Genomic DNA, 22119 nt, shown 5'->3' with positions numbered 1-22119 from the left:
GCCTCCACCGGGCCCCGCCCCCGACGTTCCCCTCCCGCTGCCTGAACGACGAGAGTCCGCCGCCATGTACGAGTTGTCCCGGGTCCGCCTCTACTCCATCGGGCCCGCCGGTGCGCGCTACGCCGACACCGTGCTCGACCTGCGCGGGGTCGGCGAGCCCGTACCCGACCCCGCCCCGGCCCAGGCGGAGTTCTTCGAGGACGAGCCGGTCGGCCCGCCGCGCCGCCCCGCACCCGCCGGTGTGCTCTTCCTGGAGAACGGCGGCGGCAAGTCCGTCCTGCTCAAGCTGATCTTCTCCGTGATGCTGCCCGGACACCGCAACACCCTGGGCGGCGCCAGCTCCGGCGTCCTGCGCAAGTTCCTGCTCGCCGACGACTGCGGTCATGTCGCCCTGGAATGGCAGCACACCCTGACCGGTGAGTGCGTCGTCGTCGGCAAGGTCAGCGAGTGGCGCGGACGCCAGGTCTCCAGCGACCCCCGCAAGTTCGCCGAGGCCTGGTACTCCTTCCGCCCCGGGCCGGGGCTCAGCCTCGACTCGCTTCCGGTCGCCGAGGCGACCGCCGTCGGCCGCCCCGCCGAAGGCGTCTCCGGCGCGCGGGGCAGGCGCCGCACCATGAAGGGCTTCCGCGACGCCCTCACCGACGCGGGCAAGTTCTACCAGCACCTCGACGTGCACTGGGAAGAGATCCACGACCGCTGGAACGAACACCTCGGCGATCTCGGACTCGACCCCGAACTCTTCCGCTACCAGCGCGAGATGAACGCCGACGAGGGAGAGGCCGCCGGTCTCTTCGCCGTCAAGAAGGACTCCGACTTCACCGACCTCCTGCTGCGGGCCGTCACCGACACCCGCGACACCGACGGACTCGCCGACCTGGTGAGCGGCTTCGGCAACAAGCTGGGCCGCCGCGCGGAGCTCACAGCCGAGCGCGACTTCACCGCCGGGTCGGTCGATCTGCTCGGCCGGATCGTCGAGGCCGCCGACACCCGGGCGCGCAGCAGGGACGTCCACGCGGGCGCCGAACGCCGCACGCGCACCCTCGCCCGCAGGCTCTCCGCCCGCGCGACCGAGGAACGCGGCCGCACCGGAGAGCTCGCGCAGCAGGTCACGGCCGCCGCCCACACCGTCACGGAAGCCGAGCGGACCCGGGGCGGCCGCGCCCTGATCGCCGCCGAACTCGCCTACCGGCACGCGTCGCTGGCCCTCACCGCCGCCGAGAAGGGCGCCGCCGCCCAGCGCCGCGAACTGGTGGAGGCGCGGACGCTGCACTCGGCCTGGCAGGCGGCCGAAGCGGTCCTGCGCCACCGTGCCGCCGCCGACCGCTCCACACGCGTCGCCGCCGCCATCCGCGAGGCCGAGCGCGACGCGGCGCCCGCCCTCGCCGCCCGGGCCACCGCCGCCGCCGACCTCGTACGCGCCCTCCACACCGCCGCGGAGGCGGGGGAGCGGGTGGCCAACGAGGAGGAGGAGCGCTCCGACGTCCTGCAGGAGACGGGCGAGCTGGCGCACCGCGACGCCACCACCGCCGCCACCGAGGCCCAGCGGGCGCGCAGCGAGGCAGGCCATCTGCGCCAGCGTCTGGCGGAGGTCGAGCAGGAGACGGCCGAAGCGGTACGCGCGGGCTGGCTCGACAACACGGCGCCGGACGCGGACCCGGCCCGTGCGGCACTCGCCGCGAGCGAGTCGGAGCAGGCGGCCGTCGCCGCCTTGGACACCGCCAGGGAAGCGGCCAGGGCGGCAGCGGACCGCGCGAGGGAAGCGGCCGGGACCGAGAGCCGGGCCGAACTCGCCGCCGCCCGCGCCTCCGACGGGGCGGACGCGGCGGAGCAGTCGTACGAGGCGGAGCTCAGGGCCGCCGAGTCGATCGCCGCCGACCACCGCATCGCCGACCTGCTCGGTCTCCCCTCGGCGCAGCCCACGGGCGTGCCCAGGCCCCGTCAGGGCACGGGCGGCGACCCGTCCGAACCGGACGGAGCGCGGGGCAGCGGCCCCCAGGACGGCTCGTCGGCCTCCGCGGGCGACTCCCACGACGCCGCGTCGGGCCCCGGCCGGCAGGTCGCCGTCGCCGCGGCCCCCACCACGGAAATGGCCCTGAGCGCCGAGCAGTTCGACGGCAGCGCCGACGAGCTGCGTGAGCTGCTCGACCAGGGCGTCACCGCGGCCGAGCGCAGGCTCTTCGAGCTCCGCACGGCAGCCGCCGACGACGCTCGGATCCTCGGCGCGCTCGGCGACGGCGGACTGCTGCCGCCGGGACCCGACGTCCTGGCCACCGTCGAGTTCCTCGGCGAGCACGGCATCCCCGCCCTGCCCGGCTGGCGCTACCTCGCCCAGGCCGTCGACCCCGCCGACCACGCGTCGGTCCTCGCGGCCCGCCCCGAGCTGGTCGACGGCGTCGTGATCACCGACCCCGAGTCCCACGCCCGCGCCCGCGAGGTGCTGGAAGGCGCCGCGCTGCTGCCCCGCTCCGCCGTCGCTGTCGGTACGGCAGCCGCCCTCCTCGCCCCCGTCCCCGCCCCGGGATCCGACGACGGCACGAGCGGGGTCTTCCTCGTCCCGCCGAACCCGGCGATGCACGACGAGCACGCGGCCGACGAGGAGCGCCAGGCGCTCCGGCTCAGGGCCGCCGCCCGTGACGAGGACATCCGGACCCTGGCGGCCAGGCTCACCGCGGACCGCTCCCTCGCCGCCCGCATCGGCTCCTGGCGCGCCGACTGTCCGCCCGGCAGGCTGACCGAACTGGCCGAGGCGGCACACACGGCCCGCACCGCCGCCGAGGCCGCGCAGGCCGCGCTCGCGGAGGCCCGCACGGTCCGCGCCGAGGCCGACGAGGCAGCCGCCGAGACCGCCCGCGTCCGTGAGGAACGCCAGGAGGCCGCCCAGCGAGCCCGCCGGGCGGCCGACGCCCTCGCCGGCCTCGCCCACCGCCTGCGTGAACGCGCGCGCTGGCAGTCCCGGCTGCGCGAACTCGTCGACGAGGCGGCCGAGTCCGAGGCCAGGGCCACAGCCTGCCTGGACCGCGCCCGCGCCGCCGACGAGGACCGCCGCGCGGCCCAGCGCGCTGGTGACGACGCCCGCCGTACCGCCCGCGCCCTGCGTGCCGAGCGGGCCGAGATCGCCGGTGCGCCGGAGCGGCTTCCGGAACCGCAGGGCGAGGCCGCCCGTGCCTCGCTGCCCGCTCTCCGCGAGGCGTACCGCTCGGCGTCCCAGCTGTACGAGAAGGTCGGCGTGGGAGCCGATCTGCGCGCCGAACAGGCCCGCGCCGAGAGCGACGAGAGCGCCGCACTCGCCGAACTGGACCGTCTCACCAACAAGGTCCGCACCCGCGCCGCCCTGCTCCTCGAAGGCACCGACGGCGCCGACGGACCGTCCAGGCAGGCCGCGGCAGCCCGCGCCGAGTCCCTGGTCCAGCTCCTGGAGACACGGGCGTCCACGGCCAGCGAACAGCTCGGCCGGCTCCGCGGCGAGGCCGAACGGCTCGCCCCCGTCGACGAGACGCCCCACCACACGGAGCTGCCGGACGAACTGGTCCCGGCCGACGCCGGACAGGCACAGAGCCTGCTCCGCACGGCCACCACGGAACTGGCCTCCGCCTCCGACGCCCTGGACACCGCCCGGGCCGCGCACGGCGAACTGCTCCACGCGCACCGCACCGCTGAGGACTCGGCACGCGGTTTCGAGGAGACCGGGGCCCTCCTGCGTGACCTGCTCAGGGACAACGGCACCGAGGAGGAGACCGACGGCCCCGAGCCGTACCCCGGCTCCCTGGAGGAGGCCCGGCAGTCCGCCGCCGAGGCCCGCCGCTCCCTGCGGGGCTGCGCCGCCGACCTGTCGGCCGCCGAGACCGCCGTACGGGAGGCGAGCGACGTGCTCGTACGGCATGCCAACTCCACCCGGTACGAGCAGGTCCGCACGCCCGCGCGCCAGCAGATCCGGGAGCTGCCGGCTTCGGCCCTGCCCGAGCACGCAGCCAGGTGGGCGGCAGCCTTCGCCCCCCGGCTCCGCGTCCTCACCGACGAGATGGCCCAGCTGGAGCGCAACCGCGACTCCATCGTCGCCCGCCTTCGCGGGCTCGTGGAGTCCGCCCTCGCCACCCTCCGCTCGGCCCAGCGGCTCTCCCAGCTCCCCGAGGGGCTGGGGGAGTGGTCCGGCCAGGAGTTCCTGCGGATCCGCTTCGAGGAACCCGACCAGGCCACCCTCACCGAACGGCTCGGCGTGGTCATCGACGAGGCCACCCACGCCGCCCTGAAGAAGAACTCCGATCTGCGCCGGGACGGCATGTCCCTGCTGCTGCGCGGCGTCCAGGCGGCCCTCGAACCCAAGGGCATCGCGGTCGAGATCCTCAAGCCCGACGCGGTGCTCCGCGCCGAACGGGTCCCCGTCGGCCAGATGGGAGACGTCTTCTCCGGAGGCCAGCTGCTCACTGCGGCGATCGCCCTCTACTGCACGATGGCGGCGCTCCGCAGCAACGACCGGGGCCGGGACCGCCACCGGCACGCCGGCACGCTGTTCCTCGACAACCCCATCGGCCGCGCCAACGCGACGTACCTGCTGGAGCTCCAGCGGGCGGTGTCGGACGCGCTGGGTGTCCAGCTGCTGTACACGACCGGTCTGTTCGACACCACGGCGCTCGCCGAGTTCCCGCTGGTCATCCGCCTCCGCAACGACGCCGACCTGCGGGCCGGGCTGAAGTACATCAGCGTGGAGGAGCACCTGCGTCCCGGGCTGCCGCAGCAGGACCCGGACGTGGAGACGGTCCACGGCGAGATCACCGCGACCCGGATGTTCAAGCGCAGCCCGCAGGCAGCGGAGGAAGCGGCCCAGGCGCAGGCGGCCCGTGGCGCCGAAGCACGCGGGGAAGCCCCGAAGAGCAGGAACTAGGGCGTCGTTCGGATCAGGCCGGGCTCGCGGGGTTCCGTCCGGCCTGATCCGAACCCGAACCAAGGCCCTGTGCCCGCATCACGCCCATGACCCGGGGCACGGGCGGCCGGTCAGGCCCGTGACAGGCCGCCCGTGTCCCGGCGGCGTATCCGGGTGGCCTGCCGCGCCGCGTTCCTGGCCTCCCGCCGGGCGCGGCGCCGCTCACGGCGTATCCGCCGCGCGGTGCTGCTCGGTACGGACACCACACCGTTGCGCTGGTTCCACACCTGCCGCGTGACCCACACATCCAGGACCGACCACGTCGCGACGACCGTGCTGCCTACACTGCTGAGCATGGTCGGGAAGGCCAGCCAGGAGCCCGCCATGGCGCTCAGGAACGCCACCATGGCCTGTATGAGGGTCAGCGCCACTATGAGCACGGCCCGCACGGCCGCCGTCCGCACCGGGTCCGGCATTCTGCGCCGTTCCGCCGGCTCCTCCACCCAGAGCTGCCGTGGAATCCGCGCCGCGCGCTCCGGCGACCGCTCGCTCCGACGCTCTTCCGTGTCCAAGAAACTTCAACTCCCCACCACTGTCCGGCTTCAGGGTGGCTGCCCGGATTGCGGCTGTTCTACGCGGCCGGCGCGCGCCACCCTCTCGTACGCACCCATGTAGTCCCCTGCCCCGTACAGAGGGACGAATGCCGGGCCGCGAAGATTCCCGCGGAAGTGGGTCATTGAGCCCCGAAGGCCGCAGAGCGAAGAATTCCAGCCAACTGCCCGTGTCGCTCATGTGCCGGTCCGCACAGCCTCTGCTGTCGCTTTCGCGAAATTCATCTCAGGGAATACCAGGACAACCTGTGATCAAGTCAGGACAGGGCGGCCGAAATTCGTACGGACAAGCCTTCGAGTTGTCTGTGGGTCAGTAGTAGGCTCGCGCCGTTTGTTGACGGATGCCGACGGAACGCCGACCGGTTCAGCGACAAGGACCCGGCGAACCACCGACGTAAACCACCCCCGCACCGCGGGGCGAGCTGGGGGAGGCCATGCGCTTTCGCGGGAAGTCCATCCGCAGGAAGATCGTGGCGTTGCTCATGGTGCCGCTCGTCTCCCTCACGGGCCTCTGGGTCTTCGCCACCTACATCACGGGTCGCGAGGCCGGCGAACTCATGGGCGCCGGCGCCATCATGGAGAAGGTCGGCCACCCCCTGGAGGACACGGTCCGTGCCGTCCAGGGCGAGCGACGCCAGACGATGGTCTTCCTCGCCGACCCCCGGGCCTCCGACGCCCTGCCCCTCCTGCGCCGCCAGCGTGCCACCACCGACCGTGTCGTGGCGGACGTACGGGCGAGCGCGCAGGAGAAGGGGATCCGCGACGCGCTGCGGCCGGACGCCGAGGACAGGCTGGACTCGATCCTGAGCGCGGTCGACGGCCTGGACGCCCTGCGGCAGTCGGTCGAGCGGCGCACCATCGACCGCGACCGGGCCCTGGACTTCTACAACGGGCTCATCGACCCCTGCTACCGCTTCCTCAACGGTCTCCACACGATGGAGAACGTATCGATGGACAAGCAGGTCAGGGCGTTGATCGGGGTCTCGCGCGCCCGCGAGTTGCTGTCCCGCGAGGACGCGCTGATCGCCTCCGGGCTCATCGCCGGCCGGCTGGACGCCGGTGACCTGCGTGCGGCCTCCGACCTGATCGCCGGCCGCGAGCTGCTGTACGAGGTGAACGTCGAACTCCTGCCCTCATCCGAGCGCCGCCGCGTGGAGCGCTACTGGGGCAGCCCCGACACCGAACCCCTGCGCAGCGCGGAGAAGACGCTCATCGGCGCCGGCCCCGTCTCACGGCCGGGCAGCGTCGACGCGGAGCGGTGGCAGGAAGTGGCCGAACCGGTCCTGGACCGGCTGGCCAACGACACCACCGAGATGACCAACCGCTTCCAGGACCGCGCCGAACCGGCCGGCTACCGGGTGCTGATCCAGGCAGGGGTCGCCGGTGTCCTGGGCTTCCTGGCACTGCTCGTATCGGTCTTCGTCTCCGTGCGCATCGGCCGCGAACTCATCCGCGACCTCTCCCGGCTCCGCAAGGACGCCCACGAGGTCTCCGGAGTACGACTGCCGAGCGTGATGCGCCGCCTCGCCGCCGGCGAGCAGGTGGACGTCGAGACCGAGGCACCGCACCTGCAGTACGAGCGCGACGAGATCGGCCAGGTCGGCCAGGCACTCAACACCCTGCAACGGGCCGCCGTCGAGGCCGCGGTCAAGCAGGCCGACATGCGCCGCGGCGTCTCCGAGGTCTTCGTGAACCTCGCCCGCCGCAACCAGGTCCTCCTGCACCGCCAGCTGACGCTCCTGGACACCATGGAGCGCCGCACGGAGAACAGCGACGAACTCGCCGACCTCTTCCGCCTCGACCACCTCACCACCCGTATGCGGCGGCACGCCGAAGGCCTCGTGATCCTCTCCGGGGCCGCTCCCTCCCGCCAGTGGCGCAAGCCGATCCAGCTGATGGACGTCGTACGGGCGGCTGTCGCCGAGGTGGAGGACTACGAACGGATCGAGGTCCGACGGCTGCCGCGCATCGGCGTGGGCGGCCCCGCCGTGGCCGACCTCACCCACCTGATCGCCGAACTGCTGGAGAACGCCACCGTGTTCTCGCCGCCCCACACCGCGGTCCAGGTGCACGGCGAACGCGTCGCCAACGGATTCACCCTGGAGATCCACGACCGGGGCCTCGGCATGGCACCCGAGATCCTGCTCGACGCCAACCTCCGGCTCGCCGAGACGCCCGACTTCGAACTCTCCGACACCGACCGGCTCGGACTCTTCGTGGTCAGCCGGCTCGCCCAGCGGCAGAACGTGCGCGTCTCCCTCCAGCGGTCCCCGTACGGCGGTACCACCGCGGTCGTGTTCATCCCGGCCCCGCTGCTGACGGACGCGCCCGACACCCACGGCACCGGCTTCCGCCTCGACCGCAGGGCGGAGCGGGCGATCGGCGACGGGCGGCCCCACAAGGACGCTGCGCCGCGGGACGGCCTGCCCGAGAGCGGTACGAAGGAGGTCGGCCGCACCTCCGTGCTGTCCCCGGTACCCACCGGACTCACCGGACCCTCGGTCCTCGACGGCCCCGTGGAGCTCGAAGGCCCGCTCGACACCCTGGGCTTCCCGCAGGCACCCGTCAGGGCCGCCGATCCCGACCTCGGCCTCGACCCGGCACTCGCCCCCGTACTCGACGGCGTCTCCGACCTGGAGGACACCGAGAGCGAACGCGGCGGCATCTTCCGCGCACGCGACCTGCGGCGCGACGCCGACCGCGAGCAGCACCAGCAGGCCGCCGACCAGACCGGCGAGCACGGGGCCGACGTCCGCCCGATGCGCCCGGCGGGACCCGTCCCGCTCCCGCGCCGCAAGCCGCCGACCCTGGTCACCGACCGGGGCCGCCGGGTCGGCGAGGAGGGCCGCGGCCACGCGGAGGCCGTCCCGCCGCCTACCGCGACGACGGACGGGCACGACCCGGCCCCCGCGGCGCCGGCCGCACAGGAGACCGTGGGTGGTCTGCCCCGCCGGGTTCGGCAGGCCAGCCTCGCCCATCAGCTCCGGGAGGACTCCGCGCAGCGGACCCCCGGTCATGTTCCCGCGGACGCCGCCGACGATCTCGAACGCGACGCGGAAGAAGTACGCAATCGCATGGCTTCGCTACAACGTGGCTGGCAGCGTGGCCGGCGCGAGAACGCCGAAGACGTGACAGGGCGCGGCGAGACAGCACCAGGAACCACTCCGGGAGGGGACGGTCCATGACCGCACCGAACGCCTCAGCATCCAGCGGGAGCCGCAACGGCTCCGGCGAACTCAACTGGCTCCTCGACGAACTCGTCGATCGCGTCGGCAGCATCCACAAGGCGCTGGTGCTCTCCAGCGACGGTCTCGCCACCGGTACGTCCAAGGACCTGACCCGCGAGGACAGCGAGCACCTGGCAGCCGTGGCCTCCGGCTTCCACAGCCTCGCCAAGGGCGTGGGCCGGCACTTCGACGCCGGCCGGGTGCGCCAGACCGTCGTCGAGCTCGACGAGGCGTTCCTCTTCGTCACCGCGGCCGGTGACGGCAGCTGCCTCGCCGTCCTGGCCGACTCGGACTCCGACGTCGGCCAGGTGGCGTACGAGATGACGCTGATGGTCAAGCGCGTGGGGGTCCACCTGGCCAACGCCCCCCGGACGACCGGTCTGCACGCCGGAGGGTGAGGGGATGGCATGAGCGCTGACTCCTCCCGGAGCACGGTCTCCGGACATCCGGCCGCGTCCGCCGTCCCCCAGTCCTCGCGTTGGTACGACGCGGACGCGGGACCGGTGGTCCGCCCGTACGCGATGACCCGTGGGCGGACCAGCAGCGCCTCCCGCCACCGCCTCGACCTGATCGCGATCGTCGTCCCCGAACCGGCGGCCGACGATCCGGGCCGGGACCAGACGCTCTCCCCGGAACACGTGGAGATCGTCGAACTCTGCAGTGACATGCCCCAGTCGATCGCGGAACTCGCGGCCGGCCTCGACCTCCCCGTGGGGGTGGTCCGGGTTCTGGTCGGTGATCTCGTCGAGGACGAGCTGGTACACGTAACCCGTCCCGTTCCGCCGGCCGAGCTGCCGGACGTGAACATTCTTCGCGAGGTGATCAATGGCCTTCGGGCGCTCTAGCCGCAAGAGGCGGCCCGTTGAGCCCGTTACCCTGAAAATCCTGGTGGCGGGCGGCTTCGGAGTGGGCAAGACGACTCTGGTGGGAGCGGTCAGTGAGATCAGACCGCTGCGCACGGAAGAGAGGCTGAGCGAGGCGGGCCGTCCACTGGACGACCTGGAGGGGGTCGAGGCGAAGACCACCACCACGGTGGCGATGGACTTCGGCCGCATCACGCTCCGTGAGGACCTGGTGCTCTACCTGTTCGGTACCCCGGGACAGGACCGCTTCTGGTTCCTCTGGGACGAGCTGTCCCAGGGCGCCCTGGGCGCCGTCGTCCTCGCGGACACCCGACGGCTGGAGGACTGCTTCGCGGCGGTCGACTACTTCGAGCGCCGGTCGATCCCGTTCGCCGTCGCCGTCAACTGTTTCGAGGGCGCCGACCGGTTCCCCGTCGAGACGGTGCAGGCGGCGCTGGACCTCGACCCCGAGGTACCGGTGCTCCTGTGCGACGCTCGCGACCGCCCGTCCGTACGGGACGTGCTGGTCGCGGTGGTGGAGCACGCGGTGGCCCGCGCCGACCGGCTGCGGGAGCCCGCGACGACGTAGCTCGACGCGCACACGGCCCGTACCCCGGCCGACCGGGGTACGGGCCGTGCGCCGTACGGGCGCGTCCGCGAGGACCCGCCCCCTCTCAGCGCACCGCGATCACCGCCGAGCCGTGACCGAACAGCCCCTGGTTCGCCGTGATCCCGGCCCGCGCCCCCGGCACCTGCCGCCCGCCCGCGCTCCCGCGCAACTGCCACGTCAGCTCGCAGACCTGGGCGATCGCCTGGGCCGGTACCGCCTCCCCGAAGGAGGCCAGCCCACCGCTCGGGTTGACCGGTACGCGTCCACCGAGCGCGGTCACCCCCTCGCGTACGAGCTTCGCGCCCTCACCCGGCGGGCACAGGCCGATGTCCTCGTACCACTCGAGTTCCAGTGCGGTGGAGAGGTCGTACACCTCGGCGAGCGAGAGGTCCCGTGGGCCGATGCCCGCCTCCTCGTACGCGGCCCGGGCGATCGAGGCCCGGAAACTCTCCGGTGCGGGCTCCACCGCCACCGCTGAGTCCGTCGCGATGTCCGGCAGATCCAGAACCTCTCGCGGGAAGGTCGGGGTGACGGTGGAGACCGCGCGGATACGGACAGGGTTCGCGGCTCCGTGGCGCCTGGCGAAGTCCATGCCCGACAGGACGAGCGCCGCCGCGCCGTCGGACGTGGCACAGATGTCGAGGAGCCGCAGGGGATCGGCGACCACGGCGGACGCGGCGACCTGGGCGGCCGTCACGGGCGTGCGGTAGCGGGCGAGGGGGTTGAGCGCGCCCGCTGCCGAGTTCTTCACCTTGACCAGGGCGAAGTCCTCGGTCGTGTCGCCGTACAGGGCCATCCGGCGGCGGGCGTAGAGCCCGAAGTAGGCGGGATTCGTCGCGCCCAGGACGCGGAAGCGCAGCCAGTCGGGATCGTCGGGCCGGTCGCCGCCCGCCGGGGCGAAGAAGCCCTTCGGTGCCGCGTCCGCCCCCACCACGAGCACCACATCGGCCAGGCCCGCGAGGATCTGGGCCCGGGCGGCGCCGACGGCCTGGGCGCCCGAGGCGCAGGCCGCGTACACGCTGGTCACGCGCGCGCCCTGCCAGCCGAGTGCCTGGGCGAACGTCGCTCCCGCCACGTACCCCGGATAGCCGCCGCGCACGGTCTCCGCGCCGACCACCGAGCCCACGTCCCGCCAGTCGAGGCCCGCGTCCTCGAGAGCCGCCTTCGCGGCGGCCCTGCCGTACTCGGCGAAGTTGCGCCCCCACTTGCCCCAGGGGTGCATCCCGGCCCCGAGGACCGCCACATCGCCCGTCACGCCGCGTCTCCGTCCGGTGCCGCGGCGGGCGCGGCCGGCACGGGCCGCCAGTTCCACGTGGCCCGTGGGCCCTCGCCTCCTGCGGCCTCGCCCAGCACACCGGGCACCACCTCGACCGTCATCCCGACCGCCAGATCCGCCACCCCGACGCCCGGTGCGGCCTGTCCCAGCACGACCATGCGCTCGGCGGCCAGCTCGACGGCGATCAGCGTGCAGGGCTCCCACGGCACATCGGGATCGGAGACGTACGGGGGAGGGGGACGGTAGCGGCCGTCGGTGAACGACCAGACGGTGCCCCGCCGGGAGAGCGGCACCTCGGCCATCTCCCCGCCACGACAGCCAGGGTTGCGGCAGAAGCGGTCCTCGCGGGGGAAGAAGACCGTCCGGCAGCGGGAGCACCGGGTCCCCAGCAGCCGGAAGTCCTCATCGGTGCTGTCCTCGGTGAACCAACCGGCCACCACGGGTGTGCGCGTGCGCGACAAAGCCCCTCCCGGCACTGGATCTGACGGAACGTCAGAAGTGTGCCACGGTCAGCTGTTCTCGGCGAGCCACTTGGCAGCGGTCTCGGCCAGCTCACCGTCCCGGCCCGCGAGCATCATCCGGATCATCTGCACGTCACCGCGCAGCGACCACGCGGGATGCCCGAACGAGGCCGGGTTGTTCCCCTCGATGAAGAAGTGCGCCGGCCACGCGGCCCCGTACCCGAGAAGCGGCAGCGCCGCCATGTACCGCGGCCGCCCGCGCGCCAGCCCGTAGGCGGCGATCGTGAGCCCGCTCAGCGTCCCGGTCAGATGCACCCAGCGGGTCGCGGCGCGGGAGTGCATCGCCACGTAATAGGGCCAGAATTCCTCGTACGAATCGAACGTCTGCTGTGACATACGGGCACGGTAATGGCTGAAAGGGCAACCGGATACGGTCCGACCGCGTCAGAGGAGGGGAACGGACGGCCGGAGCCCACGGGGGTGGTCCCGGCCGCCCGTTCGTCAGTGCCCCGCGACCGACCGCTTCGCCACCGGGAAGTCGAAGTAGGTGTCGGGGAAAGGCTCCGGCTTGAACGTGAAGTGCCACCACTCCTCGGCCAGATTCACGAAGCCCAGACCGACGAGCGTCTGCTTCAGCACCTGCCGGTTGGCGCGCTGGGCTCCTTGGATCCGCGGATTCTCGGTGTGCGACAGCGTGTCGAAGCAGTCGTAACCCGTTCCCATGTCCACCGAGTTGTCGGGGAATCGCTCGGAAAGCGGCGCGTAGCAGGGCGCCAGCGCCTCACCCGGGACATACGGCCTGCTGGGTAGTGCCGGCAGCTTCACCAGGGTCAGGTCCACCGTGCTGCCCCTGCTGTGACCGGACTTCTCCGCGATGTAACCGTCCTCGAACAACCGCGTCTTGTCGACCTGCGGATAGAACTCGTCCTTCATGACCTGATCGTCGAGATCCTTCGCCCAGCGCACGAAGTGGTCCACGGCCCGCTGCGGCCGGTAGCAGTCGTACACCTTGAGCGAGTAGCCCTGGCGCAGCAGCCGAGTCTGCGCCTCGTGCAGCGCGCGGGCCGCGGGCCTTGTCAGGATGCAGACCGGCTGGCGGTAGCCGTCGACGGGCGCCCCGAGGAAGTTGTGGGCGGTGGTGTAGCGCATCTCCTGGATGATCGTCGGATCGACGGAGCGCAGCGAGACGAACTCCCGCGGAGCCTTCGGTTCGGGTGAGGCGCCGGCCACCGGGGCGGCGGCGGTCACGGCGAGCAGAGTGGCGGCCGTGGCCGCCAGAGCGCGGAAAGCGGTGCGAATTCCTGTCATGTGCACATCGTCTATCAGCTCATGGGCCCCCGCGAAAGAGTGATCGGATACAGTCCCGCCCGTGTCCGCACCCATGAACCCGCCCACCACGCCCGCCCGGGACTCGCACTGCGGCAGCTGCGGTACGCCGTACTCCGCACGGTTGTCCGCCTCCTGGCCCCGGACCTGCGCGACCTGCGGCGCCACCGCCTACCGCAATCCGCTGCCGGTCGCCGTCGCCCTGCTTCCCGTGACCGACGCACTCGGCGGCGGACTCGTCGTCATCACCCGCACCATCCCACCCCAGCAGGGCGGAATCGCGCTGCCCGGCGGCTTCGTCGACCACTCGGAGGACTGGCGTCGCGCGGTCGTACGGGAACTCCGCGAGGAAACCGGCATCGAGGCCGACGAGCAGGACGTCCGCCTGGCCGACGCGATGAGCAGCCTGGACGGCCACCTCCTGCTCTTCGGCCTGCTGCCCCCACGTCCGGCCGCGTCCCTGCCGCCTTCCGTACCGACCGACGAGACCGCCGGTTACGAGGTGCTGCGCGCCGCCACGGAACTGGCCTTCCCGCTGCACACCCGGGCCGCGCACGCCTGGTTCGCCGGCCGGTACGCCTGACCGCTCGATCCGGAAGCGACCCCGGCGAACCCGGCACGGATGCGATCCCGGCAACCGGGCACCGCAGCGATCCCCTACAGCCCCCGCACCCGCAGCGGAGGCAGAGCAGCGTGCTCCTCGCCACCGTCGCGCTCGACGACCACCCGCCCACCCGCCATCCGCGACGTGAACCGCTCGACCGCCGCCTTCTCCCACCCGTCACCCGCGTCACGCACCAGCAGACCCCCGCCGGTACGGCCCACCCGCGGAGCCCACACCTCCAGTTCGAGACCGCCCTCCGCCCCCCGCACGGGAATCACCGCCCCGGCCCGCGCCAGCACCGGAATCCGCGACAGCGGAGCGTCGACCAGCACCGTCCCGGGCCCCTCGTACGCCTCCCCGGTCGCCGTGTCGTACCAGCGTCCGCGCGGCAGCCGCACCGACCGCCGCTCCGTCCCGCACTCCAGCACCGGCGCGACGAGCAGGGCATCGCCCAGCAGGAACGCGTCCTCGCAGTCCCGCAGCGACCGGTCACCCTGCGCCCCCCACCACAACGGCCGCACGTACGGGGCGCCCGTCAGCCTGGCCACCTGAGCCAGCGTCACGAAATACGGGCGCAGCCGCTCCCGCCCGTCGAAGGCGGCCTTCACGTACTCAAGGACCCGCGGCCCCGAATCCCACGGCTCCCGCCCGCCCGGACCCCCGTACGCGCTGATGTCGAACAGCGGCATGAAGGCACCCAGCTGAAGCCGGCGTACGGACAGTTCGACGGACTCCCCGGCCCCGCCCCGCTCGACGCCCGCGTACGGCACCCCGCTCAGACCGAGACCCAGCACCAGCGCGAGCGAGGCCCGCAGTCCCGGCCGGCCGTCCGCGCCCGCACCGGACAGCACGCCCCCGTAACGCTGTATCCCCGCCCACCCGGAACGCGAGACGAGGAACGGCCGCTCGGCCGGCCGCAGCCGCCGCACCCCCTCATACCCGGCACGCGCCATGGCGAGCCCGTACACGTTGTGCGCCTCGCGATGATCGCCCCCACGCCCCTCCAACGCGTACCGCGCCGACAACGGAAGCGCGGGACCACGCCCGTCCTCCGGTGAACCCGGCCCGTGCCAGACCCCGGAGAGACCCTGCTCCAGCGGCTCCTCGTGCAGCGCACCCCACCACTCCCGCACGAGCGGATCGGTGAAGTCCGGACAGACCCACTCGCCCGGCCGCCCCGCACCCCGCACCACACGCCCCCCGGCATCCCGGACGTACGCACCGGCCGCGCCGATCCGCCCCCCGCCGTCGAACACCGCATCCCCAGCCTCCGCCGACACCGCGGGCCCGACGGCCGACACCAGCCGGACACCGTCCTCCCGCAGCTCCTCGGCCAGCCGGGGGAGGCCGGGGAACCGCTCACGATCGACCCCGAACACCTGCCGGGCACCGTCCCGGGTGTCCAGGTGAACAGCGGACAGCGGCATCCCCCGCTCCCGGTACCCGGCGACCACCCGCCGCACGTCGTCCTCACCACCGCCGGACCCCGGCCCGCCGTGCTGCGCACCCAGGGCCCAGGAGGGCGGCAGGGCAGGGGAACCGGTCAACGCGGTCCATCCCCGCAGCACCCGCGCCGGGGTCCCGGCGACGACCCAGCACCGCAGGGGACCACCGTCCATCCGCACCTCACAGGTCCCCGGCCTGTCGTGCCCGGAACCCGCACCCTCCTCGCCCTCGCGCAAGGTCATCTGCCCCGCCCAGGCGTTGTCGTGGAAGGACAGATGCGTCCCCGCGTCGGACACGACCAGATGCACGGGCATCGTGAGATTCCGCGGTGCGTCCCCGGGACCGGGGTTCCACAGCCGGTACGTGCCCTCGCGCAGCCGCGCACCGGACGCCTGCCCGCCGAGCCCGAAGAAGCGCGCGTCGGCCGGCACCTCCGACCGCTGGACCCACCGCGCCGCACCTCCGGCCACCGGCTCCCACCAGCGCGGAGGAAGCTCCCGCCGGAGCACCAGCCCGCCGGGCGTACGCAGCTCGACCGCCCCGTGCCGCGACACCGCCACCGTCAGCCGCTCCGAGACCACCTGCCAGCCGCCGTCCTTGTCCGGCTCCAGCGCGGCCCGCGGGTCCGGTTCCGGCTCGGCGCCGGGCAGGGCGTACGACGGCAGCGCGTCCGCACCGTCCCAGGCCCAGAACACGGCCCCACCCGCCGCGACCCGTATCCGAAGCTCCGAACGGGTGAACCTCACGACACCACCGCCGGGACCCGGTTCCGCACCCGCCAGCAGGCCCGGCACTCTCGCCCGCTCAGCCCCGCGCGGCGGCAGGGCCCGTGCATCCGCCCGCCGGTGCCGCCACGCTGTGCGCACCGTGCGCAGCCCCTGCACCGAACCGACCATTTTCACCGAGCGCACCAGGTCACGACCGTCCATACGGCCCACCCTGCCAGCCGCCCGAGGCGAAACAGGCTCCGTTCAACTTCCGTTCACCGTGGCCGGACCACATAACGGGACGGGCAACCATGGCAGGGCGACCCTGGTGCGAAAGACGATCACATGGCATCGTCCGTAAAAGCCGCTCACGCGCACACCCCAGCACGTGCGCGCGACACGCCCACCCCCGCGTACCCGTACAGCCAGGGAGCCGACCCATGACCTCACGTGCCGAAGAAGCCCCCCTGTGGCAGCCCGACGCCGACCGCATCGCCGCCGCGGCCGTCACCCGCTTCCAGAACTGGGCGGCCGGACGGTACGGAGCACCGGCCGATGGCGGTTACGCCGCACTGCACCGCTGGTCGGTCGACGAGCTCGACACCTTCTGGAAGGCAGTCGCCGACTGGTTCGACGTACGGTTCTCCACCCCGTACGAAACCGTCATCGGCGAACGTTCCATGCCCGGCACCCAGTGGTTCCCCGGCGCCACCCTCAACTACGCCGAGCACGCCCTGCGCACCGCCGAGGACCCCCTCCGCGCCGACGCCCCCGCCCTGCTCCACGTGGACGAGACCCACACCCAGGTGCCGATCAGCTGGTCGGCACTGCGCCGCCAGGTCGCCTCCCTCGCCGCTGAACTCCGCGCACTCGGCGTCGCCCCCGGTGACCGGGTCAGCGGATACCTGCCCAACATCCCGCAAGCGGTCGTCGCCTTCCTCGCCAGCGCGTCGGTCGGCGCGGTATGGACCTCCTGCGCCCCCGACTTCGGCGCCCGCAGCGTGCTCGACCGCTTCCAGCAGGTCGAACCGGTCGTCCTGTTCACCGTCGACGGCTACCGCTACGGCGGCAAGGAACACGACCGCACCGACACCGTCGCGGAACTGCGCCGCGAGCTCCCCACCCTGCGGGCCGTCGTCCACATCCCGCTGCTCGGCACGGACGCGCCCGAGGGCACCCTCGAATGGGCCGCACTCACCTCCGCCGACGTCGAACCCGTATTCGAGCAGGTCCCCTTCGACCACCCGCTCTGGGTCCTCTACTCCTCCGGCACCACCGGACTCCCCAAGGCCATCGTCCAGTCGCAGGGCGGCATCCTGCTCGAACACTTCAAGCAGATCGGCCTGCACTGCGACCTCGGCCCCGACGACCGGCTCTTCTGGTACACCTCCACCGGCTGGATGATGTGGAACTTCCTCGTCTCCGGCCTGCTCACCGGAACCACGGTCGTGCTGTACGACGGCAGCCCCGGATACCCGGACGTCAGCGCCCAGTGGCGCGTCGCGGAACAGACCGGCGCCACGCTCTTCGGTACCTCGGCCGCCTACGTCATGGCCTGCGCCAAGGCCGGCATCCACCCAGGGCGCGACTACGACCTCTCCCGCGTCCAGTGCGTGGCCACCACCGGCTCCCCGCTGCCGCCCGACGGCTTCCGCTGGCTCCACGACGAGGTGGCCGAAGACCTCTGGATCGCCTCGGTCAGCGGCGGCACGGACGTCTGCAGCTGCTTCGCCGGCGCGGTCCCCACGCTCCCCGTCCACATCGGCGAACTCCAGGCCCCCTGCCTCGGCACGGACCTCCAGGCCTGGGACCCCGCGGGCAAACCGCTGATGGGCGAGGTCGGCGAACTGGTCGTCACCAACCCCCTGCCCTCCATGCCCATCCGGTTCTGGAACGACCTCGACGGCAGCCGCTACCACGACAGTTACTTCGACATGTACCCCGGCGTCTGGCGCCACGGCGACTGGATCACGATGACCGACCGCGGTTCGGTCGTCATCCACGGCCGTTCGGACTCCACGCTCAACCGGCAGGGCGTACGCATGGGTTCCGCCGACATCTACGAAGCCGTCGAGCGGCTCCCCGAGATCCGCGAATCCCTCGTGATCGGCCTGGAGGAGCCCGACGGCGGCTACTGGATGCCGCTCTTCGTCCACCTCGCCGAGGGCGCCACCCTCGACGACACGCTCCGCGGCACCATCAAGCGGACCATCCGCGAGAACCTCTCGCCCCGCCACGTGCCCGACGAGGTGATCGAGGTGCCCGCCATCCCGCACACCCTCACCGGCAAGCGCATCGAGGTACCGGTCAAGCGCCTCCTCCAGGGCACACCCCTCGCCAAGGCCGTGAACCCGGGCTCCGTGGACAACCTGGAACTCCTCCACTTCTACGTGGACCTGGCCCGCACCCGCCACTGACGGCCCGCACGGCGGACCCGCTGTCAGTCCCCATGATTACGCTGAGTGAGCATCGATCAACAGCGCACAGGGGGACACATGGCGCACACCCGGCAGTTCAGGCAGATCACGTCCATGCGGCGCACGCTGCGCCGCGAAGCACCCAGCACGATCGGCCTCCTGGTCGACGCCCAGGACTTCGCGGCGATGCGGCACTACCGCAGCTTCACCTTCGACGACCACAGCGTCTACCTCCAGCAGGTCGAGGGCCTGCTCAGGACCCTCGCGGCCCAGGGGATGCACACCACGGTCGTCCTCTTCGACCCCGAGGACTACGCGGAGTTCTGCGCCGGAGCGCACCTCGACCCGGACAGCGGCGCCAGCCGCACCCGCTTCACCGCGGAGATCGCGGCGGGCGGCGCCGCCGTGGCGTACGCGGGCCAGCCCATCGACGCACTGGTGCCCCTCCTCATCAGCCGGGCCGTCCGCCGGGCCACCTGGGAGTACGCCACCATGCTCCTCGCCGACCTGGGCGAGTGCGCCGACTGCGGGCAGGACATCGGACGCGCCGCCTTCGACCGGGCCTCCCACCTGCTGGCCCGCCTCCTGGAGACAGCGGGCCCGGGCACCCACCACATGGTGTGCAGCACCCCCACGGAGAACGAACAGCTCCTCGCCGTCCTCCACACCGAGCGCGGCCCCTCGGGCCCGGCTTCGTTCGACTCCTCGGAAGGAGCCGAGTTCGCGACCGTCCTCGCGGTGGGCATCGCCCTGGAGACCCGGGGCGGAGTGGTGCTGCGCACAAGCACTCCGGACACCCCGGACCGGGTCCACGGCTGGCGCCTGATCCGAGGAGGCCTCGCCCCCCTCACCGAAGGAGAGGTCTTCAGCGCCTACTGCACCGACGCCGACACGGGCGAACCGGTCGCCCCGGAATCGGGCGTCGAATACCGCGCCGGATTCGACATCGGTGCCGACGAGCCGGAAACGCACCACTGACAGCAACCCGGCATGAAGAAGGGGCTTCCCGCCACCATCGGCGGGAAGCCCCTTCCAGCGACAACCGCGCCGGACTACTCGCCCGAGAGCACCGCCTGCGCGGCGTTGCGCGCCTCCTCGGCGGAGTCGGCCGCACGCGCGGCGGCCGCCGCACGCTCGCACTGGGCCAGCGTGTGCTTCGCCAGCGTGGCCCGTACGTAAGGAATGGACGCGGCACCCATAGAGAGGGAGGTGACACCCAGACCGGTCAGCACACAGGCGAGCAGCGGGTCCGAGGCCGCCTCACCGCAGACACCGCAGCTCTTGCCCTCGGCCTTGGCGGCATCCGCCGACAGCGCGACGAGGTCGAGCAGCGCCGGCTGCCACGGGTCCTGGAGCCGGGACACGGCTCCCACCTGACGGTCGGCCGCAAAGGTGTACTGCGCCAGGTCGTTGGTGCCCAGCGACAGGAACTCCACCTCCTGCAGGATCGAGCGCGCCCGCAGCGCGGCGGACGGAATCTCCACCATCGCCCCGAACTTCGCCTGCAGCCCGGCCTCGCGGCAGGCATCGGCGAACGCCTTGGCGTCGGCACGGTCGGCCACCATCGGCGCCATGACCTCGAGATAGACCGGCAGCCCCTCGACGGCCTTCGCGAGCGCCGTCAGCTGCGTCCGCAGCACGTCGGGGTGCTCCAGCAGACTGCGCAGCCCCCGCACGCCCAGCGCCGGGTTCGGCTCGTCCGCCGGAGTCAGGAAGTCCAGCGGCTTGTCGGCGCCGGCGTCGAGCACCCGCACGACCACACGGCCCTCGGGGAACGCCTCCAGCACCGCCCGGTACGCCGCGACCTGCTTCTCCTCGGACGGCGCCTGCTTGCTGTCGTCCAGGAACAGGAACTCCGTACGGAACAGCCCGACACCCTCGGCGCCCGCCTCGACGGCCGCCGGCACGTCGCCGGGACCGCCGATGTTGGCGAGCAGCGGCATCTTGTGCCCGTCCGACGTCGCACCCGGACCGGTCGAGGCCGACAGCGAGGCCTTGCGGGCCGCGGCGGCGCTCTCCATCTCCGCGCGCTTCTCGGGGCTCGGATCGACGAAGATCTCGCCGGTCGAACCGTCCACCGCGACCACCGTGCCCTCGGCCAGCTCGCCGGCCCCGGGCAGCGCCACGACAGCGGGCACACCGAGCGCGCGAGCCAGGATGGCGCTGTGGCTGGTGGGCCCGCCCTCCTCGGTCACGAACCCGAGAACCAGCGTCGGGTCGAGCAGAGCCGTGTCGGCCGGCGCCAGGTCCCGTGCGATGAGTACGTACGGCTCGTCGCTGTCCGGCACACCGGGCATAGGAACGCCGAGCAGCCGGGCGACGATCCGGTTCCGCACGTCGTCGAGGTCGGCGACGCGCCCCGCCAGATACTCCCCGGCGTTGGCCAGGAGAGCACGGTAAGAGGCGAAGGCGTCGTAGATGCCGCGCTCGGCGGTGCTGCCGACAGCGATGCGCCGGTCCACGTCGGCCATGAGCTCGGGGTCCTGCGCCATCATGGCCTGGGCCTCGAGCACGTGCTGCGCCTCGCCCCCGGCCAGATTGCCGCGTGCAATCAGATCGGCGGCCACAGCTTCCACAGCCTGGCGAGCACGCCCCTGTTCGCGCTCGGCCTCCTCCGCGGGAATCTGCTTGGCGGGCGGTTCGAGAACCGCCGTACCCATGTGCCGAACCTCGCCGATCGCCACACCGTGGCTCACACCGACGCCTCGCAGCGTTGTCTCCATTTCACCCGTCTCCGGTTGTGCGGTGGCCGTGCCACCGCGGTGGTTGTGCAACTGGCTGTTATCTCTGGGGAGGTGCTACTTCCAGCCGAACAGTGCGTCGCCGATCTTCACGTCGCCGTCCTCGCGGATGTCGGAGAGGGAGTCGGCGGTGGCCTCGAGCGCGACGATCGGGCAGATGGCCGACTTGCCGGCTGCCTCCACGGCAGACGGGTCCCAGCGGACGATGCCCTGGCCCCGGACGACGGTGTCACCCTTGTTGACGAGAAGCTCGAAGCCCTCGCCGTTGAGCTGGACGGTGTCGATACCGAGGTGGACCAGCACTCCGTGTCCTTCGCTGTCGACGACGACGAAGGCATGGGGGTGGAGGGAGACCACGATGCCGTCGACCGGGGATACGGCCTCCGACGGCTCGCGCACGGGATCGATCGCGGTTCCGGGGCCGACCATGGCGCCGGAGAAGACCGGGTCCGGCACCGCGGTGAGTCCGATGGCACGTCCGGGCAGAGGGGACGTCACGTTGGTCATGGGGAGCCTCCCAGGGGGTGGAGCTTCGTGTGTCGCCGCCGCGGCTGATGGGGGACGGCGTACTGCTCAGCAGGGTAAGTCATATGAAGTCCCGGTTCCGCCCGAGACCTACCGGTTGGCGGACCTAGGGGTGCACCAGAAACGATTTGCCTCGACTCCCGGCGGCCTGTACTGTCGTACTCCTGCCTGACCCCAACGCGACATTGAGTCGGGGGTCGGCGGCGACCATTAAGCCCAGATCCTAACCCTGACTTCCGCTTCTGCATGTCTGCGGGACCGGTCAAAGGGAACAGGAAAAGGCTGATAGAGTCGGACTCGCCGGAAAGGGAAAGCGCGAAAGCGAATTTCTCGAAGGCAAGTAGTAACAACAATTCCTCTGCTTTGCAGGGGGCCCGCTTCGACCGGGAATCGGACACGAAAGAGTCTGATAGAGTCGGAAACGCAAGAACGAAGGGAAGCGCCCGGAGGGCCCCGGTGAAACGGGAC

Annotated in this window: 16 protein-coding genes; 8 read left to right on the top strand and 8 right to left on the bottom strand. The window is 72.3% G+C overall.

Annotated elements, in window-relative coordinates; genetic code table 11:
• Positions 1-64: 64 nt before the first annotated feature.
• Positions 65-4879 carry a hypothetical protein gene (locus tag AB0C82_RS12895; protein ID WP_362839927.1) on the top strand — a complete coding sequence of 1605 codons (4815 nt, stop codon included), beginning with the start codon at positions 65-67 and terminating at the stop codon, positions 4877-4879.
• 110 nt (positions 4880-4989) lie between these two features.
• On the opposite strand, the gene AB0C82_RS12890 is transcribed toward AB0C82_RS12895, so the two are convergent.
• Positions 4990-5430, bottom strand: a complete 441-nt coding sequence (locus tag AB0C82_RS12890) for a hypothetical protein (protein WP_362839924.1) — start codon at positions 5428-5430, stop codon at positions 4990-4992.
• A 473-nt stretch (positions 5431-5903) separates the two neighbouring features.
• On the opposite strand from AB0C82_RS12890, the gene AB0C82_RS12885 reads away from it, so the two are divergent.
• From AB0C82_RS12885 to AB0C82_RS12870, 4 genes are read left to right on the top strand one after another with little or no spacing between them, the layout of a single operon-like run.
• Positions 5904-8654 (top strand): nitrate- and nitrite sensing domain-containing protein, encoded by a 2751-nt coding sequence (locus AB0C82_RS12885; RefSeq protein WP_362839922.1) that lies wholly within the window; start codon positions 5904-5906, stop codon positions 8652-8654.
• Positions 8651-9094: a roadblock/LC7 domain-containing protein gene (locus tag AB0C82_RS12880; RefSeq protein WP_362839920.1), complete on the top strand. Its 444-nt coding sequence runs from the start codon at positions 8651-8653 to the stop codon at positions 9092-9094. Before AB0C82_RS12885 ends, AB0C82_RS12880 begins: the two co-directional genes overlap by 4 nt.
• A 9-nt stretch (positions 9095-9103) precedes the next feature.
• On the top strand, positions 9104-9541 hold the full coding sequence (locus tag AB0C82_RS12875) for a DUF742 domain-containing protein (protein ID WP_362839917.1): 438 nt from the start codon (positions 9104-9106) through the stop codon (positions 9539-9541).
• A complete protein-coding gene (locus AB0C82_RS12870) occupies positions 9522-10127 on the top strand; it encodes an ATP/GTP-binding protein (protein WP_362839915.1) in 606 nt (201 codons plus the stop codon). Before AB0C82_RS12875 ends, AB0C82_RS12870 begins: the two co-directional genes overlap by 20 nt.
• An 85-nt stretch (positions 10128-10212) precedes the next feature.
• On the opposite strand, the gene AB0C82_RS12865 is transcribed toward AB0C82_RS12870, so the two are convergent.
• The 4 genes from AB0C82_RS12865 to AB0C82_RS12850 form a co-directional block, all read right to left on the bottom strand.
• Entirely contained in the window at positions 10213-11403 is a 1191-nt protein-coding gene (locus AB0C82_RS12865) for a lipid-transfer protein (protein WP_362839912.1), read from the bottom strand.
• The gene (locus tag AB0C82_RS12860) at positions 11400-11885 is read right to left on the bottom strand and encodes a zinc ribbon domain-containing protein (protein WP_362839909.1); all 486 of its coding nucleotides are present in this window, start codon (positions 11883-11885) and stop codon (positions 11400-11402) included. Before AB0C82_RS12860 ends, AB0C82_RS12865 begins: the two co-directional genes overlap by 4 nt.
• A 48-nt stretch (positions 11886-11933) precedes the next feature.
• Positions 11934-12281 (bottom strand): DUF962 domain-containing protein, encoded by a 348-nt coding sequence (locus tag AB0C82_RS12855; RefSeq protein ID WP_362839906.1) that lies wholly within the window; start codon positions 12279-12281, stop codon positions 11934-11936.
• A gap of 105 nt (positions 12282-12386) precedes the next feature.
• The gene (locus AB0C82_RS12850; RefSeq protein ID WP_362839903.1) at positions 12387-13193 is read right to left on the bottom strand and encodes a M15 family metallopeptidase; all 807 of its coding nucleotides are present in this window, start codon (positions 13191-13193) and stop codon (positions 12387-12389) included.
• A 73-nt stretch (positions 13194-13266) separates the two neighbouring features.
• On the opposite strand from AB0C82_RS12850, the gene AB0C82_RS12845 reads away from it, so the two are divergent.
• The gene (locus AB0C82_RS12845) at positions 13267-13794 is read left to right on the top strand and encodes an NUDIX domain-containing protein (protein WP_362840959.1); all 528 of its coding nucleotides are present in this window, start codon (positions 13267-13269) and stop codon (positions 13792-13794) included.
• 74 nt (positions 13795-13868) lie between these two features.
• On the opposite strand, the gene AB0C82_RS12840 is transcribed toward AB0C82_RS12845, so the two are convergent.
• Positions 13869-16190 carry a TIM-barrel domain-containing protein gene (locus AB0C82_RS12840; protein ID WP_362839900.1) on the bottom strand — a complete coding sequence of 774 codons (2322 nt, stop codon included), beginning with the start codon at positions 16188-16190 and terminating at the stop codon, positions 13869-13871.
• Between the two features lie 218 nt (positions 16191-16408).
• On the opposite strand from AB0C82_RS12840, the gene AB0C82_RS12835 reads away from it, so the two are divergent.
• Both AB0C82_RS12835 and AB0C82_RS12830 read left to right on the top strand, forming a co-directional pair.
• Positions 16409-18385 carry an acetoacetate--CoA ligase gene (locus AB0C82_RS12835; RefSeq protein WP_362839897.1) on the top strand — a complete coding sequence of 659 codons (1977 nt, stop codon included), beginning with the start codon at positions 16409-16411 and terminating at the stop codon, positions 18383-18385.
• 78 nt (positions 18386-18463) lie between these two features.
• The gene (locus AB0C82_RS12830; RefSeq protein WP_362840956.1) at positions 18464-19363 is read left to right on the top strand and encodes a hypothetical protein; all 900 of its coding nucleotides are present in this window, start codon (positions 18464-18466) and stop codon (positions 19361-19363) included.
• A gap of 74 nt (positions 19364-19437) precedes the next feature.
• Here the strand turns inward: AB0C82_RS12830 and ptsP are convergent, their stop codons facing one another.
• The gene (ptsP, locus tag AB0C82_RS12825; protein ID WP_362839894.1) at positions 19438-21108 is read right to left on the bottom strand and encodes a phosphoenolpyruvate--protein phosphotransferase; all 1671 of its coding nucleotides are present in this window, start codon (positions 21106-21108) and stop codon (positions 19438-19440) included.
• A 75-nt stretch (positions 21109-21183) separates the two neighbouring features.
• On the bottom strand, positions 21184-21633 hold the full coding sequence (locus AB0C82_RS12820) for a PTS glucose transporter subunit IIA (protein WP_362839891.1): 450 nt from the start codon (positions 21631-21633) through the stop codon (positions 21184-21186).
• Positions 21634-22119: the final 486 nt, after the last annotated feature.

Source organism: Streptomyces sp. NPDC048560 (assembly GCF_040650955.1).
Taxonomy (GTDB): Bacteria; Actinomycetota; Actinomycetes; order Streptomycetales; family Streptomycetaceae; genus Streptomyces.
Note: the sequence above shows the minus strand (reverse complement) of the source record. Positions and strands in the feature narration are given on the sequence as shown.

Excerpts from the sequence above, each read along its gene's own strand:
- AB0C82_RS12895 (WP_362839927.1), top strand. The coding sequence starts at position 65 with ATGTACGAGTTGTCCCGGGTCCGCCTCTACTCCATCGGGCCCGCCGGT.
- AB0C82_RS12885 (WP_362839922.1), top strand. The coding sequence starts at position 5,904 with ATGCGCTTTCGCGGGAAGTCCATCCGCAGGAAGATCGTGGCGTTGCTC.
- AB0C82_RS12880 (WP_362839920.1), top strand. The coding sequence starts at position 8,651 with ATGACCGCACCGAACGCCTCAGCATCCAGCGGGAGCCGCAACGGCTCC.
- AB0C82_RS12875 (WP_362839917.1), top strand. The coding sequence starts at position 9,104 with ATGAGCGCTGACTCCTCCCGGAGCACGGTCTCCGGACATCCGGCCGCG.
- AB0C82_RS12870 (WP_362839915.1), top strand. The coding sequence starts at position 9,522 with ATGGCCTTCGGGCGCTCTAGCCGCAAGAGGCGGCCCGTTGAGCCCGTT.
- AB0C82_RS12855 (WP_362839906.1), bottom strand. The coding sequence starts at position 12,281 with ATGTCACAGCAGACGTTCGATTCGTACGAGGAATTCTGGCCCTATTAC.
- AB0C82_RS12850 (WP_362839903.1), bottom strand. The coding sequence starts at position 13,193 with ATGACAGGAATTCGCACCGCTTTCCGCGCTCTGGCGGCCACGGCCGCC.
- AB0C82_RS12845 (WP_362840959.1), top strand. The coding sequence starts at position 13,267 with ATGAACCCGCCCACCACGCCCGCCCGGGACTCGCACTGCGGCAGCTGC.
- AB0C82_RS12840 (WP_362839900.1), bottom strand. The coding sequence starts at position 16,190 with ATGGACGGTCGTGACCTGGTGCGCTCGGTGAAAATGGTCGGTTCGGTG.
- AB0C82_RS12835 (WP_362839897.1), top strand. The coding sequence starts at position 16,409 with ATGACCTCACGTGCCGAAGAAGCCCCCCTGTGGCAGCCCGACGCCGAC.
- AB0C82_RS12830 (WP_362840956.1), top strand. The coding sequence starts at position 18,464 with ATGGCGCACACCCGGCAGTTCAGGCAGATCACGTCCATGCGGCGCACG.
- ptsP (WP_362839894.1), bottom strand. The coding sequence starts at position 21,108 with ATGGAGACAACGCTGCGAGGCGTCGGTGTGAGCCACGGTGTGGCGATC.
- AB0C82_RS12820 (WP_362839891.1), bottom strand. The coding sequence starts at position 21,633 with ATGACCAACGTGACGTCCCCTCTGCCCGGACGTGCCATCGGACTCACC.